Origin of the sequence: Streptomyces litmocidini (genome assembly GCF_014649755.1) — a bacterium.
Taxonomy (GTDB): domain Bacteria; phylum Actinomycetota; class Actinomycetes; order Streptomycetales; family Streptomycetaceae; genus Streptomyces; species Streptomyces litmocidini.
Window position 1 is genome coordinate 586,709 of record NZ_BMTQ01000001.1, and the last position, 15,501, is coordinate 602,209.

General features: G+C 73.3%; 16 protein-coding genes. 8 read left to right on the forward strand and 8 right to left on the reverse strand.

What is annotated here, in order from left to right:
• Positions 1-2: 2 nt before the first annotated feature.
• A complete protein-coding gene (locus tag IE180_RS02635; RefSeq protein ID WP_190155072.1) occupies positions 3-2,279 on the forward strand; it encodes a serine/threonine-protein kinase in 2,277 nt (758 codons plus the stop codon).
• Positions 2,280-2,291: 12 nt separating this feature from the next.
• On the opposite strand, the gene IE180_RS02640 is transcribed toward IE180_RS02635, so the two are convergent.
• Positions 2,292-3,146: an ABC transporter permease gene (locus IE180_RS02640; RefSeq protein ID WP_190155073.1), complete on the reverse strand. Its 855-nt coding sequence runs from the start codon at positions 3,144-3,146 to the stop codon at positions 2,292-2,294.
• On the reverse strand, positions 3,143-4,168 hold the full coding sequence (locus tag IE180_RS02645; protein WP_190155074.1) for an ATP-binding cassette domain-containing protein: 1,026 nt from the start codon (positions 4,166-4,168) through the stop codon (positions 3,143-3,145). Before IE180_RS02645 ends, IE180_RS02640 begins: the two co-directional genes overlap by 4 nt.
• A gap of 265 nt (positions 4,169-4,433) precedes the next feature.
• On the opposite strand from IE180_RS02645, the gene IE180_RS02650 reads away from it, so the two are divergent.
• Positions 4,434-4,973 (forward strand): helix-turn-helix domain-containing protein, encoded by a 540-nt coding sequence (locus tag IE180_RS02650; RefSeq protein WP_190155075.1) that lies wholly within the window; start codon positions 4,434-4,436, stop codon positions 4,971-4,973.
• A gap of 107 nt (positions 4,974-5,080) precedes the next feature.
• On the opposite strand, the gene ilvA is transcribed toward IE180_RS02650, so the two are convergent.
• Positions 5,081-6,310, reverse strand: a complete 1,230-nt coding sequence (gene ilvA, locus IE180_RS02655) for a threonine ammonia-lyase (protein WP_190155076.1) — start codon at positions 6,308-6,310, stop codon at positions 5,081-5,083.
• 149 nt (positions 6,311-6,459) lie between these two features.
• Here ilvA and IE180_RS02660 point away from each other — a divergent pair, with 149 nt between their 5' ends.
• The 3 genes from IE180_RS02660 (at position 6,460) to IE180_RS02670 (ending at position 7,925) form a co-directional block, all read left to right on the forward strand.
• Positions 6,460-6,981, forward strand: a complete 522-nt coding sequence (locus IE180_RS02660; protein ID WP_190155077.1) for a MarR family winged helix-turn-helix transcriptional regulator — start codon at positions 6,460-6,462, stop codon at positions 6,979-6,981.
• A gap of 31 nt (positions 6,982-7,012) precedes the next feature.
• Positions 7,013-7,510 (forward strand): sigma factor-like helix-turn-helix DNA-binding protein, encoded by a 498-nt coding sequence (locus IE180_RS02665; RefSeq protein ID WP_190155078.1) that lies wholly within the window; start codon positions 7,013-7,015, stop codon positions 7,508-7,510.
• A 163-nt stretch (positions 7,511-7,673) separates the two neighbouring features.
• Entirely contained in the window at positions 7,674-7,925 is a 252-nt protein-coding gene (locus IE180_RS02670; protein ID WP_190155079.1) for a hypothetical protein, read from the forward strand.
• 56 nt (positions 7,926-7,981) lie between these two features.
• On the opposite strand, the gene IE180_RS02675 is transcribed toward IE180_RS02670, so the two are convergent.
• Positions 7,982-9,136: a cystathionine gamma-synthase gene (locus tag IE180_RS02675; protein WP_190155080.1), complete on the reverse strand. Its 1,155-nt coding sequence runs from the start codon at positions 9,134-9,136 to the stop codon at positions 7,982-7,984.
• A gap of 72 nt (positions 9,137-9,208) precedes the next feature.
• On the opposite strand from IE180_RS02675, the gene IE180_RS02680 reads away from it, so the two are divergent.
• Both IE180_RS02680 and msrA read left to right on the forward strand, forming a co-directional pair.
• Positions 9,209-10,318, forward strand: a complete 1,110-nt coding sequence (locus IE180_RS02680; protein ID WP_190155081.1) for a hypothetical protein — start codon at positions 9,209-9,211, stop codon at positions 10,316-10,318.
• Positions 10,319-10,389: 71 nt separating this feature from the next.
• Positions 10,390-11,052, forward strand: coding sequence for a peptide-methionine (S)-S-oxide reductase MsrA (msrA, locus tag IE180_RS02685; protein WP_190155082.1), 663 nt, complete (start codon positions 10,390-10,392; stop codon positions 11,050-11,052).
• 29 nt (positions 11,053-11,081) lie between these two features.
• On the opposite strand, the gene IE180_RS02690 is transcribed toward msrA, so the two are convergent.
• A complete protein-coding gene (locus tag IE180_RS02690; protein WP_190155083.1) occupies positions 11,082-11,444 on the reverse strand; it encodes a DUF1330 domain-containing protein in 363 nt (120 codons plus the stop codon).
• Positions 11,445-11,516: 72 nt separating this feature from the next.
• Entirely contained in the window at positions 11,517-12,560 is a 1,044-nt protein-coding gene (locus tag IE180_RS02695; protein ID WP_190155084.1) for an NAD(P)-dependent alcohol dehydrogenase, read from the reverse strand.
• 130 nt (positions 12,561-12,690) lie between these two features.
• On the opposite strand from IE180_RS02695, the gene IE180_RS02700 reads away from it, so the two are divergent.
• Positions 12,691-13,557: a helix-turn-helix transcriptional regulator gene (locus IE180_RS02700; RefSeq protein WP_190155085.1), complete on the forward strand. Its 867-nt coding sequence runs from the start codon at positions 12,691-12,693 to the stop codon at positions 13,555-13,557.
• A 66-nt stretch (positions 13,558-13,623) separates the two neighbouring features.
• On the opposite strand, the gene IE180_RS02705 is transcribed toward IE180_RS02700, so the two are convergent.
• Both IE180_RS02705 and IE180_RS02710 read right to left on the reverse strand, forming a co-directional pair.
• Positions 13,624-14,892, reverse strand: a complete 1,269-nt coding sequence (locus tag IE180_RS02705) for a L,D-transpeptidase (protein WP_190155086.1) — start codon at positions 14,890-14,892, stop codon at positions 13,624-13,626.
• 204 nt (positions 14,893-15,096) lie between these two features.
• Entirely contained in the window at positions 15,097-15,432 is a 336-nt protein-coding gene (locus IE180_RS02710; protein ID WP_190155087.1) for a hypothetical protein, read from the reverse strand.
• Positions 15,433-15,501: the final 69 nt, after the last annotated feature.

Here is a 15,501-nt window from a genome sequence, read left to right on the forward strand (position 1 = left end):
CCTTGCTGGAAGCACTGCCGCCCGGACGGCCCCCGCGGATCCTGGGCCCCTACCGGCTGCTCGCCCGCCTCGGCGCCGGCGGCATGGGCGAGGTGCACCTCGCCTGCCGTGCGGACGCGCCGACGGCCGATCCGTACCGGATGGTCGCGGTGAAGACCGTACGGGACGACCTGGAGGCCGACGGGGACTTCAGGACCCGGTTCCGGCGGGAGATCGCGGCGGCGCGGACCGTGGACGGGCCGGGCGTCGCACGCCTCGTGGACGCGGACGCCGACGCGCCCTCGCCGTGGCTGGCGACCGAGTACGTGCCCGGCCCCTCGCTCGCGGAGGCGGTCGTACGGTCCGGGGCGCTGCCCGCCGGGACCGTCCGGGCGCTCGGGGCCGCGCTCGCGGGGGCGCTGGCGGGCGTGCACGCGGCGGAGGTGCTGCACCGGGACCTCAAGCCGGCGAACGTGCTGCTCGCCGCGGCCGGACCGAAGCTGATCGACTTCGGCATCGCGCAGGCCTTCGAGGCCACGGCGCTGACCTCGACCGGCCTGGTGGTGGGCTCCCCCGGCTTCATGTCGCCGGAGCACCTGGTGGGGAGCCGGGCGGTGGTGCCCGCCTCGGACGTGTTCTGCCTGGGCGCGGTGCTCGCGTTCGCGGCGAGCGGCCGGGGACCGTTCCACGACGACGAGATGGCGGCCGTGATCTACCGGATCAGCCGGGCCGAGGCCGACCTCGACGGGGTGCCGGAGGAGCTGCGGCCGGTCCTGGAGCGCTGTCTGCGGCTCGACCCGGCGCAGCGGCCGTCGGCGGCGGAGCTGGCCGGGCTGCTCGGCGGCGGTGTCCCCGAGGTCTTCCCGTGGCCCGGCGCGGTGCTGTCGCTGCTCGCCGCGTACGGGGAGGCGGCCCGGAGCGCCGGCGAGGCGGCGGCCTCCGGCGCGGGCGTGGCCGAGCTGCCGACGCTCGGGCCGGTCGTGCCGTACTCCCCCACGGCCCTGACGGAACGGCCGGCGCTCCCCGCGGCACCCGTGGGGCGGCGGCGCCGGGGCGCGGTCACCGCCGGTGCGGTGGCGTTGGCCCTGGTGGCGGCGGTGGGCGCGGTGCTGCTGAACCGGGCCGACGGGCGGGACGGCGCGTCCGCGGGCGGCGTCGCCGGGCCCACGGCCGGCACCGGCGCCGGCACCGCGGCGCCGGTCACCACCCTGAGCCAGGTCGTCCTGCCGTACGGCGGCGAGGGCCACACCCACGACTTCGGGGAGGCCGGCACGGACCGCGCCCACCGTCCGGCCGGCTGGTCGCCCTGGTCGGTCGAGACGGGTATGCCGATCGGTCCCTGCGCGCTCGCCCCCGAGGTCCTCGTCTGCACGGGCGCGGGCGGCTCGGCCGTCGGGCTGCGCGCCTCGGACGGCAAACGGCTGTGGACGGTGCCGGGACGGCGCGACACCTCGCCGGTCGGCCCCATGTACCCGGCGGTCGTCGACGACACCGTCTACCTGACGGACGCGGACGGCATCGCCGCGTACGGGATCGCGGACGGCGCGGCGCGCGGGAAGACACCGGTCCCGGACGGCGGCTGGGGCGTGAAGGGCACGGACCTGGTGGACGGCGTCCTCTACTCCTCGTACTTCGACGTGTCGGAGGACGGCAAGGGGCTCGTCTCCGCCGTGCGCCTCAAGGACGGCGAGGTGCTGTGGCGGACGCCGCTCGACGGGGTGCCGGAGCAGCTGGTGGTGGGCGGCGGCCGGGTCCTCGTGCCGATGGACTCCGGCGGCCCGGTCGCCCTCGACCCCGGTACGGGCCGGATCGTGGGGCGGGGCGGGACCCCGTGCGGCGCCCTGACCGTGCACGAGAGGAGCAGGAGCGTGCTGTGCACGGGCCCGTCGGACGCGTCGGTCACCGTCCTCGACGACCGGACCCTGGCCCCGCGCCACGCGCTGGGGAGCGGGGCGGCGGCCTCCGTCGCGGTGAACGGGGACGGGCTCGTGGCCGTCCTCGGCGAGGCCGGGACGCTCACCGCGTACGACGTGGCGAGCGGCCGGGAGCGGTGGCGGGTCTCCGAACGGCGGGCGGAGCAGGTCTGCTTCGCGGGCGACCGGCTCCTCGCGGTGGGCGAGGGGAGCGTGAGGTCGTACCCGGCGGCCGGTCCGGCCGACGCCACGGACTTCGAGGACTACGAGCCGAAGCTGCCGGAGGGCGCCGAGGACCCGGAGTTCCCGGCGGAGGTGCTCGCCGCCGGAGGGGCTGCCTTCCTGGCCTTCCCCGAGGGCCTGGTGGTCTCCGGCTACCTGCCCTGAGGCCTCCGGCCGTCACGCCGTCGCCGAGCGGTACTTGCGTACCGACAGCGTCCGGAAGACCGTGATGATCAGGACCGACCAGAGGAGCGACGCCCACACCGGGTGCTGCATCGGCCACGCGTCGGAGGTCGAGACGCCGGGATTGCCGAAGAGTACGCGGCAGGCCTGGACGGTCGCGCTGAACGGGTTCCACTCGGCGACGGGCTGCAGCCAGGAGGGCAGGTTGTCGGAGTCCACGAACGCGTTCGAGATGAACGTGACCGGGAAGAGCCAGATCAGGCCGCCCGAGGTCGCCGCCTCCGGGGTGCGGACCGAGAGGCCGATCAGCGCGCCGATCCAGGAGAAGGCGTAGCCGAGGAGGAGCAGGAGGACGAAGGCGCCCAGCGCCTTGGGGACGCCCTCGTGGATGCGCCAGCCCACCAGCAGGGCGACGACCGTGAGGACGACGAGGGTGAGCGTCGTCTGGACCAGGTCGGCGAGGGTGCGGCCGGTGAGGACCGCGCCGCGGGCCATCGGCAGGGAGCGGAAGCGGTCGATCAGGCCCTTGTGCATGTCGTCGGCGATGCCCGCGCCCGCTCCGGCCGTGGCGAAGGTGACGGTCTGGGCGAAGATGCCGGCCATCAGGAACTCGCGGTAGACGGTCGGGGAGGTCGAGTCCCCGATCTGCATCGAACCGCCGAAGACGTAGCTGAACAGCACCACGAACATGATCGGCTGGATCAGCCCGAAGACGACCATCTCGGGGATGCGGGACATCCTGATCAGGTTGCGGCGCGCGATCACGAGCGAGTCGTTGACGGACCGGACGATCCCCCCGCGCGGGCGCGGGGCGGTCAGCCCGTCGGCCGGCCCCGGGACGGTGGTCACTTCACGGCCTCCTTCCGGTTCTTCCGGCCCCCGGCCGCCGGCTCGCGCTCGCCCTCCTCCTCGACCCGGTCGGCGGCGTGGCCGGTGAGGGAGATGAAGACGTCGTCGAGGGTGGGGCGGCGCAGCCCGATGTCGTCGATCTCGGCGCCGACGGCGTCCAGGTCGCGGATGACCTCGGCGAGCAGCTTGGCGCCGCCGGTGACGGGGACGGTGAGCTTGCGGGTGTGCTCCTCGACGGACACCTCGCCGCGGCCGGCCCCCGCGACGCCGTAGCGGGCGAGGACGTCCCGGGCGTCGTCGATCATCTCCGGCTCGTGCACGACGACCTCGACGCGCTCGCCGCCCGTCCGGTCCTTGAGCTGGTCGGAGGTGCCGCGGGCGATGACCCGGCCGTGGTCGACGACGCAGATGTCGTGGGCGAGGCGGTCGGCCTCCTCCAGGTACTGGGTGGTGAGGAGCAGGGTGGTGCCGCCGGCGACGAGTTCCTCGACGACGCCCCAGAGCTCCTGCCGGTTGCGCGGGTCGAGGCCGGTGGTCGGCTCGTCCATGAACATGACCGGCGGGGAGGCGACGAGGGCCGCCGCGAGGTCGAGGCGGCGGCGCATGCCGCCGGAGTACGTCCTGGCCTGCCGGTCCGCGGCGTCGGCGAGGTGGAACCGTTCGAGCAGTTCGTCGGCCCGCGCCTTCGCCGCCCCGGCCCTCATCTGGTAGAGCCGTCCGACCATCCGGAGGTTCTCGCGGCCGGTGAGGTACTCGTCGACCGCCGCGAACTGGCCGGAGAGACCGATCGAGCGGCGGACCTCGTCGGGGTGCTCGAGGACGTCGGTCCCGGCGACGACGGCCCTTCCGCTGTCCGGTCGGATCAGGGTCGTCAGGACCCGCACGGCGGTCGTCTTCCCCGCCCCGTTCGGGCCGAGCAGACCGAGGACCGTGCCCTCCGGCACGTCGAGGTCCACCCCGTCCAGAGCTCGTACGTCCCCGAAGGTCTTCACCAGACCTTCGGCGTAGATCGCGCCTGGCATGGGGATCCTCCCAGGGAGATTCGGGCATTCCTTACCGATCCTAGGATTTCGGGCAGGTCCTCGCCCGGCGAGTGCCTGGCCTCGGGCACGCGGTCGGACGCGAGCCGCGTCCGTCCTGCGTCCGTCCCGCGTCCGTCCTGCGTCCGTCCTGGGTGTCCCGGGCGGCGGCCCGGGACGCCCGTTGGCGTGCTGTTGGCGGGCTGTTGGCCCCTCGGGCGAAGCTGGAGCCCTCGCACGGAGCACGACGACGACGGGGGATCACGAGATGGCGATCGGCGCGCACGGCACGGGCAGGACCGACGGGACGGGCGGCACGGGCAGGACCGGTGGGGCGGGGGCGACGGAGGAGCCGGGGTGCGCCGGCTGTGACACGACGACGCCCTGGGCCGAGCTGGCCGCCGAGATGCGCCGCATCAAGGACGTCACCGCACTGAGCTACGGCAAGCTCGCACAGCGCACCCACTACAGCCGTTCCTCGTGGGAACGGTTCCTGAACCAGAAGCAGTTGCCCACCCGGGTCGCGGTCGAGGAGTTCGCCGCGGCCGCCGGGACGGACCCGGGCCCCCTCCTGCTCCGCCTGGAGCGCTCGCTGGCGCACGAGACGGCCGCCCGGGCGGCGGCCGCCGTCCACGGCGGGGCCCGGGGCGGGGAGCCGGCGCTCGTCCTCACGGTCCCGGCCGCCCGGCGGGAGCCCGGCCTCCCGGGCCTCGGCCGGCCCCTGGGCCTGCTCGCGGCGGGGGCCCTGGTCGGCGGCGGCCTGGTGACCGTCCTGCACCGGGCGGCCCGGGAGCGCAGGGGCCTCTAGGGAGGGGACGCACCGGGGAGGCGTACGGGGGAGACCTGCGCGGACGGGGCTATACCTGCGCGGACGCGGGGAGGCCCGCGCGTACGGGAAGGGCGTGTGCGCGGGTGTCAGCCGAGCACCGTGTACCCGGCGTCCCGCAGCGCCTCCTCCACCTCCCGGCAGTGCTCCGGGCCCTTCGTCTCCAGGTGCAGCTCGACCTCCGCCTCCGTCAGCCCGAGGCGCGGATCGGTCCGTACGTGGCTCACGTCCAGGACGTTCGCGTCGACCACCGTCAGGACCGCGAGGAGGGTCGCGAGCGCCCCCGGCCGGTCGGTGACGCGCAGCCGCAGGCTCAGGTAGCGGCCGCCGGCGGCCATGCCGTGCCGCAGGATCCGCTGGAGCAGCAGGGGGTCGACGTTCCCGCCGGAGAGGACCGCGACGACCGGCCCCCGGAAGGAGGTCGGGTCGGCGAGGAGGGCCGCCACCGGGCTCGCGCCGGCCGGTTCGACCACCAGCTTCGCCCGCTCCAGGCAGAGCAGCAGCGCCGAGGAGAGCGCGTCCTCGGAGACCGTGCGGACCTCGTCGACGTACTCCTGGATCAGGGCGAACGGCACGTCGCCCGGGCGTCCGACCTTGATCCCGTCGGCCATCGTCACCGGCGAGTCGACCACCACGGGGTGCCCGGCGGCCAGCGAGGGCGGGTAGGCGGCCGCGCCCTCCGCCTGGACGCCGATCACCTTCACGTCCGGGCGCACCGACTTCACCGCGAGGCCGATGCCGGCCGCGAGCCCGCCGCCGCCGATGCCGACGAGGACCGTCCGCACCTCGGGGCACTGCTCCAGGATCTCCAGGCCGACCGTGCCCTGCCCGGCGATGACGTCGGGGTGGTCGAAGGGGTGGATGAAGACCGCGCCGGTCTCGTGGGCGTACTCCTGCGCCGCCGCGAGCGTCTCGTCGACGACGTGGCCGTGCATCCGGACGTCCGCGCCGTAGTCGCGGGTCGCCGCGACCTTCGGCAGCGGGGCGCCGACCGGCATGAAGACGGTGGCGTGCACCCCGAGCAGTTTCGAGGCGAGCGCGACGCCCTGCGCGTGGTTGCCCGCGGAGGCCGCGACCACCCCGGCCGCCCGCTCCTCGGGCCGCAGCCCGGCGATCCGCACGTACGCCCCGCGCAGTTTGAAGGAGCCGGTCCGCTGCAGGTTCTCGCACTTGAGGTGGACCGGGGCTCCGACCAGCGAGGACAGATGGCGGTTGCCCTCCATCGCCGTCATCCTGACCACCCCGGCCAGCATCTTCTGCGCCCCCCGCACGTCGTCGAGCATCAGCCGGTGCAAGGGGTCTGGCGTACGGAAGCTCATGACAGCAAGTCTCGCAGCTCACGGCCCCCGTGGCCGCCCGGTGGGCGGGCCGCGGGACGGGTTTGCGCAGCGCCGGTACGGACCCCGGCGGGGCCGCGTACTCTGTCCCCCACCGACCGACCACCCCCGCACGAGAGAGACCCCCAGCCATGCCCAATTCTCAGGACATGACGACTGCGCTCGACCCCGGTCTCCTCGATGCCCTCCAGCACCAGGTGGCCGTCTTCGCCCGCCGCGCCGAGCAGACCCGCCTCGGCGGCACCGGCCAGCTCCGCAACTCCATGGACCGCGCGGCCTACCTCCTCCTCAACCGCCTCGACCAGGAGGGCCCGATGGGCGTGAAGGCGCTCGCGGCGGGCATGGGGATCGACTCGTCCACCGTGACCCGCCAGGTCGCCCCGCTCGTCGACACCGGCCTGGTGAAGCGCACCTCGCACCCGGAGGACGGGCGGGCGGTCGTCCTCCAGCTCTCGCCGCGCGGCCTCGCGCGCCTGGAGGAGGTCCGCTCCTCGCGACGGCAGCTGATGGTCGAGGTCACGGAGGGCTGGACCCCGGACGAGCGGGAGTCCTTCTGCACCCTGCTCACCCGCTTCAACACCGCCCTGTCCGCACGGCAGTCGGCGCACACGGGCCACGCGGCGGCCGGGGCCGAGTCCACGCAGACCTCTTGACCCCGCCCCCGCGCTGTCCTCAGATGAGGAGGTGCGAGAGCAGCAGCGCGGACGGGGCGCCGAACACGCCCACCGCACACGGGAGTTCGAGGCGTTCGTGGCCGGGGCCGCGGGGCGGCTGCTGCACGCCGCGACGCTGCTCACCGCCGAGACCCGCGCCCACAACCCGTACGCCCGGTCCCTGCTGACCGCCGCCCTCGCGCATGCGTACGCGGTGTGGGACCGGCTGCGCGACGAGGATCCGTACGACCTCGCGCGCCGCGATCTCGCCGCCCGTTTCGCCCGCACCGCCTGGCGCCGTCACGGCGGGCGGGGCGGGGTGCTCTCCGTGCTCTCCCCGCAGGAGCGGCTCGTCGTCGTCCTGCGGCTGTGCGAGGGGGTCGCGGAGGAGCAGGTCGCGGCCCTGCTGGGCCTCTCCGAGGCCCGCGTCCGCGCGGTGTGCGCCCGCTCGGTCGCCACGCTCAGGGCCGCCGCCCGGGACGGCGCCCCCGGGTCCGCCGCCCGGCAGGCCTCCGGGGCCGCGGCATGAGCCGGCACGGGGTCGGCGCGGGAAGCCGGTACGGGGTCGGCGCGAGTGACCGGTACGAGGCCGACGCGACAAGTCGACCCAGGGCCGGCACGGGGAGCCGGTACGAAATCGGCCCGGGAAGCCGGCGAGAGGATGCCGACGGGAGCCGGCCGGGGAGCCGCGCGTGAGCCGGTACGAGGACAAGGAGGCGGCGGTGCGGCGGCTGCTCGACACGCCGCATCCGCCGGTGCCCCGCGACCTCGCGCTGCGGGCCGCCGAGCGCGGGGCCCGGCGGCTCCACCACGCCCGGCGGGTCCGGCGCGTGCTGTGGGTCCTGGGCGCGGTCGCCGTGTTCGCCTTCGTGGTGTGGGCGTCGACGGTCCACCCGTGGGAGGTGCCGCCGGCGGAGACGACCCCGCCGCTGGAAGGCTGGTGACGACGGCCGGGTGCTCCCGTGCGCACGGGAGCGCCCGGCCGTCCCGCCGGATGCGACTAGCCCAGCGCCTGGCGCAGGTCGGCGAGCAGGTCGTCGACGTTCTCGATGCCCACCGAGATGCGGACCAGGTCGGCCGGGACCTCCAGGAGGGAGCCCGCGACGGAGGCGTGGGTCATCCGGCCCGGGTGCTCGATGAGGGACTCGACGCCGCCCAGCGACTCGCCGAGGGTGAAGAGCTGCGCGCGGTTGCAGACCTCGACGGCCGCGTCCTCGCCGCCCTGCACGCGGAAGGAGATCATGCCGCCGAAGGACCGCATCTGCTTGGCCGCGATCTCGTGCCCCGGGTGCTCCGGGAGGCCCGGGTAGAGGACCTGGGTGACCTTCGGGTGCTGGGTCAGCATCTCGGCGATCTTCGTCGCGTTCTCGCTGTGGCGGTCCATGCGCACGGCGAGGGTCTTGATGCCGCGCAGCACGATCCACGAGTCGAAGGGGCCGGCGACCGCGCCCATCGCGTTCTGGTGGTACGCGAGCTCCTCGCCGAGCGCCTCGTCCGCGGTCACCAGGGCGCCGCCGACGACGTCGGAGTGGCCGCCCATGTACTTGGTGAGCGAGTGCACGACGACGTCCGCGCCGAGCGCCAGCGGCTGCTGGAGGTACGGCGAGGCGAAGGTGTTGTCGACGACGAGCTTCACGCCGGCCTGGCGGGCGACGCCGGCGACGGCCTCGATGTCGGTGATGCCGAGGAGCGGGTTCGAGGGGGTCTCGACCCAGATCAGCTTCGTGCGCTCGTTGACCGCGCCGCGCACCGACTCGATGTCGGAGGTGTTCGCGACGGAGAAGTCCACGCCCCAGCGCTCCACGACCTTGGCGAAGAGCCGGAAGGTGCCGCCGTAGGCGTCGTTGGGGATGACCACGTGGTCGCCGGGCGCGAGGAGCGCGCGCAGCAGGCAGTCCTCGGCCGCGAGGCCCGAGGCGAAGGCGAGGCCGCGGCGGCCGCCTTCCAGGGCCGCGAGGTTCTCCTCCAGGGCGGTGCGCGTGGGGTTGGCGCTGCGGCTGTACTCGTAACCGCCGCGCAGCCCGCCCACGCCGTCCTGCTTGTAGGTGGACACCTGGTAGATGGGCGGGACGACCGCGCCGGTCAGCGGGTCGGCGGTGTTGCCCGCGTGGATCGCGCGGGTCTCGAAGCTCTGATGGGAGTGCTGGTCGCTCATGGGTCAGGAGCGTAGTCGCGTACGCCTCCCGCCGCTTCGATCGTCTCACCGGGTGTCCTGGACAATGGACACATGGACATTCTCTGGTTCCTGATCGCGCTCGGGCTGCTGTTCGGCGTCCTCGGTCCCTACGTGCTGCGCCGCCGGGGCGGCGGAGGGATCCGGCAGGTCGCGCCGGGGGCGCCGGACGCGGCGGACCCGGAGGCGTACGGCTTCGTGCGCCAGGAGGAGCAGGACGTGCGGCTGCCGGGTGCCGACGACGAACTCCTGCACGTCCTCGACGTCGTCCAGGCCACCCAGGACTGGCGGCCGGCCTCGCGGCTGCTCGCCGCCACCGGCGCGGAGGGCGAGGTGCGCTGGCAGCGCGTGCAGGCCTTCGCGGGCGCGGCCTCCCTGGAACTCCAGGAGCGGCCCGGCGCCGGCGGCGCGTGGCTGCGGACCTGGCGGGCGGAGGAGCCGCGGGACGCGGGCGGCGCGGCCGTGCACGCCGAGTTCCTGGTGCAGCAGGCGTGGCGCTCCTCGGCGGCCGGGACGGACGACTTCCGGATCATCCTGGAGGAGGCGCTGAAGGTCACCGAGGAGGCGGCGCTGCTCGCCCCCGCCGACCCGGTGCCGTACGTCACGCGGCTCGCGGTGGCGCGCGGACTCGGTTACGGGCACGAGCAGTTCGACCAGGTGTGGGCGAAGGTGATCGACCGCGCGCCGCAGCACATGGGGGCGCACCTGGCGGCCCTGCACTACTGGTGCGAGAAGTGGCACGGTTCGCGCGAGGAGGCCGACCACTTCGCGACGACGGCCGCGGCGCGCGCCCCGCGGGGGTCGCTGCTCGCCGCGCTGCCGCTGTTCGCGGTGTTCGAGCACGTGCCGGACGTGGTGCTCGTGCAGGACTTCTGGCGCACGGCGGTGGTGTCCAAGGCGATGGACGGCGCGCTGTACGCGGTCCACTCGGCCCGCCCCGACGACCCGATGCTCGCGCACGTCCGCCATCTGCTCGTCTGGTTCCTCGTCCGCTCGGAGCGCTGGGCGGAGGCCATGCACCAACTGGTGCGGGTCGACGGGCACGTGGGCGCGGTCCCGTGGACGCTGAGCGCCGACCCGGCGGCGGAGTTCACGGTCTTCCGGAACCTGGCGGTCGCGGGCTACGAGGCGAACGGCGGCAGCCCGGCGACGCTGCCGCGCTGACGGGCCGCCGGGGAATCGGGTTCCGGCCGGGACCGTTGACACCGCTGCCGACCGTCGAGGAGAGATGCAGCATGTTCCTGTCCCGGACCCCCGTCCTCCCCACTCCCGAGCAGGCCCTGCGCGGCCGCCCCGAGCCGGAGTTCTCCGTGCCCGAGCGCCACACCGTCCTCGGCACCCCGCTCCTCGGCCCCTACCCGGAGGGCCTGGAGGTCGCCGACTTCGCGCTGGGCTGCTTCTGGGGGGCCGAGCGCGCGTTCTGGCAGGCCGGGGGCGTCTGGACGACCCTCGTCGGCTACCAGGGCGGCCACACGCCGAACCCGGTGTACGAGGAGGTCTGCTCGGGCCTGACCGGACACGCCGAGGTCGTCCGCGTCGTCTTCGACCCGTCGAAGGCGTCGTACGCGTCGCTCCTGAAGCTCTTCTGGGAGTCCCACGACCCCACCCAGGGCTTCCGCCAGGGCAACGACGTCGGCACCCAGTACCGCTCGGCGATCTACACCCACTCCCCCGGGCAGGCGGAGCGGGCCCGGGCGTCCCGCGAGGCCTACCAGAAGGTCCTGACGGCCTCCGGCCACGGCGAGATCACCACCCGCGTCCTCCCGGCCGACGAGACCCGCCCCTTCTACCCGGCGGAGGCCCGTCACCAGCAGTACCTGGACAAGAACCCGGCGGGCTACTGCGGCATCGGCGGCACGGGCCTGTCCTGCCCGATCGGGGTCGCGAAGGCCGGATAGGGGTCTTCGGGGCGGGGGTCCGGCCGCGCTCAGGCGGCCGGACCCCCGCCCCGTGCCGCGCGCAGGGACGCCGCCGTCCCCGCGGGGTCGTAGCCCTCGGGGGTCCCCTCGACCAGGAGGACGTCGCCGGCCATGTGCCGGGTGCGGAGGGGGATCAGGGCCTGGTAGGGCTCGGAGTCGTACCAGGCGCGGGCGTCCTCGTACGTCGGGAAGCCGATGATCACGAGGGCGCCGGGCCAGGTGCCCTCGCGGACCTCGCGGGCGGGGGCGCCGTGGACGAGGAAGCGGCCGCCGAAGGGGTCGAGGGTGGCCTGGACGCGCTCCATGTAGAGGAAGACCTCCTCGTCGAGGACGGGCTTCGGGTGCAGGTTTCCGATGGCGTATGCGGTCATGCCGCAAGCGTGCCGGGGCATGCCGTACCGGGTCGATTACCCCGGACGTCATGCCCCGGCCGTCGTGGTGGGTCAGATGGTCGCCGTGTCGATGACGAAGCGGTAGCGGACGTCGCTCTTCACGACCCGCTCGTACGCCTCGTTGATCCGGTCGGCGCTGATCAGCTCGATCTCGGCGCCCAGGCCGTGCGCGGCGCAGAAGTCGAGCATCTCCTGGGTCTCGGCGATGCCGCCGATCATCGAGCCGGCGAGGGTCTTGCGGCCGCCGATGAGGGAGAAGAGGCCGACGGAGACGGGCTCCTCGGGGGCGCCGACGTTCACGAGGGCGCCGTCCGTCTTGACGAGGCTCAGGTAGGCGTTGAAGTCGAGGGGCGCGGAGACCGTGGAGATCACCAGGTCGAAGGTGCCCCGGAGGGCGGCGAAGGTCTCCGGGTCGCTCGTCGCGTAGTAGTGGTCGGCGCCCAGCTTCAGGGCGTCCTCCTGCTTCTTGAGCGACTGGCTGAGGACCGTCACCTCGGCGCCGAGCGCGTGGGCGATCTTGACTCCCATGTGGCCGAGGCCGCCGAGGCCGACGATCGCGACCTTCTTGCCGGGGCCGGCCTGCCAGTGGGCCAGCGGGGAGTAGAGGGTGATGCCGGCGCAGAGCAGCGGGGCGGCCTCGTCGAGGCCGATGCCCTCGGGGATGCGCAGGGTGTAGTTCTCGTCGACGACGATGTGCGTGGAGTAGCCGCCGTAGGTCGGATCGCCGTTCTTGTCGAGGGCGTTGTACGTGCCGGTGCCGCCCGTGACGCAGTACTGCTCCAGGCCGCGCAGGCAGTACTCGCACGCGCGGCAGGAGTCGACGAAGCACCCGACGCCGACGCGGTCGCCGACCCGGAACCTCGTCACGCCGGGGCCGACCTCGGCGACGATTCCGGCGATCTCGTGGCCGGGGACCATCGGGAAGATGCCCTCGCCCCAGCCGTTGGTGGCCTGGTGGATGTCGGAGTGGCAGATTCCGGCGTACTTGATCTCGATGAGGACGTCGTGCTCGCCGACGGGCCGGCGCGGCACGGTGGTGCGCTCCAGCGGGGCGTTGGCGGCGGGGACGGCGTAAGCGGGAACGTGGGTGGTCATGGTGGCAAGCCTGCCCGAGCCGTACGGCTCCACCCAGCCACCTGTTCTGCCTACGACCGGTGTGCCTACCACTGGCAGGGTCAGGAACGTACGTCCGGCCGCGCCGCGCGACCGGTGATACTTGGGGCGTATGGATCTCAGTGCCGAACTCGGTGAATTCCTGCGCTCCCGGCGGGCCCGGCTGAAGCCGCAGGACGTGGGGCTGCCCGAGTTCGGGCGGCACCGGCGGGTGCCGGGGCTGCGCCGGGAGGAGCTGGCGCAGCTGGCCGGGGTGTCGGTGGCGTACTACACCCGGCTCGAACAGGGCAACGGGCGGAACGTGTCCATGGAGGTGCTCGACTCGATCGCGCGGGCGCTGCGGCTGAGCGACGCCGAGCGGGCGCATCTGACGCATCTGGCGAAGCCGACGGTGAAGAAGCGGCAGCGGGCGGCGATCGCCCGTCCGCAGCGGATCCGGCCGGGGCTCGCGCAGCTCCTGGACTCGATGGAGGGCGTGCCGGCCTTCGTCCTGGGCCGCCGGGGCGACATCCTGGCCTGGAACCGGATGGCGCGGGCGCTGTTCGGGGATTTCGCCGCGTGGGAGCCGGGCGAGCGGAACATGGCCCGGATGATGTTCCTCGATCCGAACGCGCGCGACCTGTACATCGACTGGGAGTGCAAGGCGGTCGAGGTCGTGAGCGCGCTGCGGCTGTACGCGGGGTGTTATCCGGACGACAAGGAGCTGCTCGCGCTGGTCGGCGAGCTGTCGGTCAGGAGCGAGGAGTTCCGGTCGTTGTGGGCGGCGCACACGGTGATCGACAAGGGGCACGGGAGCAAGAGGCTGCGGCATCCGCTGGTGGGCGAGATGACCTTGTCGTACGAGTCGTTGCAGGTGGCGGGGGACGATCCGGACCTGATGCTCGTCACGTACCACGCGGAGCCGGGGACGCCGTCGGCGGACGCGCTGCGGCTGCTCGCGCAGTGGGGTGTGGACGAGCCCGCGGACGTACGGAAATGACGGCGGCCGGGAAGTGACCGGGCCCCCCGCCGGTGACGGCGGGGGGCCCGGTCGTGCGCGTACGGGTCAGACCGCCGAGCCGGCCTTCCACTCCGACCAGCTCATGTTCCAGCCGTTGAGGCCGTTGTCGGGCTTGATCGTCTTGTCGTTGGAGTTCTTGACGACGACGACGTCGCCGATGAGCGAGTGGTCGAAGAACCAGGCGGCCATCTGGTTCGGGTCGCCGGCGCCCTTGACGTCGGCGAGGCCGACGCAGCCGTGGCTGGTGTTCACGTTGCCGAAGATCGACCGCGCGCCCCAGTAGTTGCCGTGGACGAAGGTGCCGGAGTTGGACAGGCGCATGGCGTGCGGCACGTCCTTGATGTCGTACTCGCCCTTGCCGTCGTCGTCGGTGAAGCCGACGGTGGCGCCGTTCATCCGGGTCTCCTTGAACTTCTCGGAGATCACCATCTGACCGTTGTAGGTGGTGTTCTCCGGGGAGCCGGCGGAGATCGGGATGGTCTTGATCGTCTTGCCGTCCTGCTGGACCTTCATGGTCTTGGCGGCGGCGTCGACGATGGAGACCTGGTTGCGGCCGATCTTGAAGGTGACGGTCTTCTGCTGCACGCCGAAGACGCCGTCGGCGCCCTCGACGCCGTCGAGGTTCAGCTTCAGCGTGACGGTCGAGCCCTCGGTCCAGTACGCGTCGGGGCGGAAGTCGAGACGGGTCGAGTTGAACCAGTGCCCGACGACCTCCTGGCCGGAGCTGGAGGAGACCGTGATGCCGCTCTGGACGGCCTTCTTGTCGGTGATCTCCTTGTTGAAGTTGATCGAGACCGGCATGCCGACGCCGACGGTCGAACCGTCCTCGGGCGTGAAGTTGCCGATGAAGCTGTTGGCCTTCGAGACGGTGGTGAACGAGGAGTTCTCGTGCGCCTCCAGGCCCTCCGCGTCGGTGGCGGTGGCGGCGATCTTGTAGACCGTGGCCCGCTCGAGCTGCTCGCTCGGCTTCCAGCTGAGCCCGTCGGCCGCTATCTCGCCCTTGACCTGGGCGCCCTCGGCGGAGGTCATGGTGACCTCGGTGAGCTTGCCCTCGGTCACGGTGACCTTGGCGTCGTTGTTGATGGAGGCGTTCTGTGCGCCGTTCTTCGGCGAGATCGTGATCTGCGCCTTGGAGGTCTTCTGCGCGGCCGCCTCGTCGACCTGGGCCTGTGACTGTGGCGACGCGGAACCGGAGGCGCTGCCGTCCTTGTCCCCGTCGTTGCACGCCGAGAGCACGAGTACGCCGCTGAGCACCGTGGCTGCCGCCGCCAGGCTCCTGCGGCGCTTGCCGACCGTCATCACACGCTTCTCCATCGTCGCCGGTTCCCTGCCAACTTCTTCTATGAACGCCCATGACACCCCGTACGGTTCCGTGACCGGAGGGTTTGTGGGCAATGCCACTGATCCACGGGGAACAACCACTGGTTCACACGCGCGGAGTCCCGTCGCCGGTTCCCGGTGCCGTGGAAGGACCCCGGGACGGCGTCCCGGGGTCCGCGCCTGGTGCGGATTCCCGCGTCAGCGGTCGTCGTCCTCCCCGGCCCCATCTTCCTCGCCGAGGTCCCACTCCAGCGCATCGGGGTCGTAATCGATCTCCTCGCTGCTCCAGGAGGCCTGGACCATCTCGATCCCGGGGACGTCGCGGATCAGGTCGAAGGGCTCGACGAGGTAGGCGAGCGCCTCGGCGCTGTCCTCGCGCGCGGCCTCGCGCGCGTGCGCCCGCTCCTCCTCGGGCATGAACTCGTCGTCGGCGATCCGGGCCTCGGCGGCCTCGGTCAGTTCGGCGGGGCCGTCGATCTCCAGGACGACATCGACGCGAAGGCGGACATAGCGTGTGGACTCAGTTGTGCTCATGGTTCGGAGCGTAGGGGGCCGGGGGGCCTCGGCTTTCCCACGACCCGCTGTGTTCCGTAGCATCGGCGT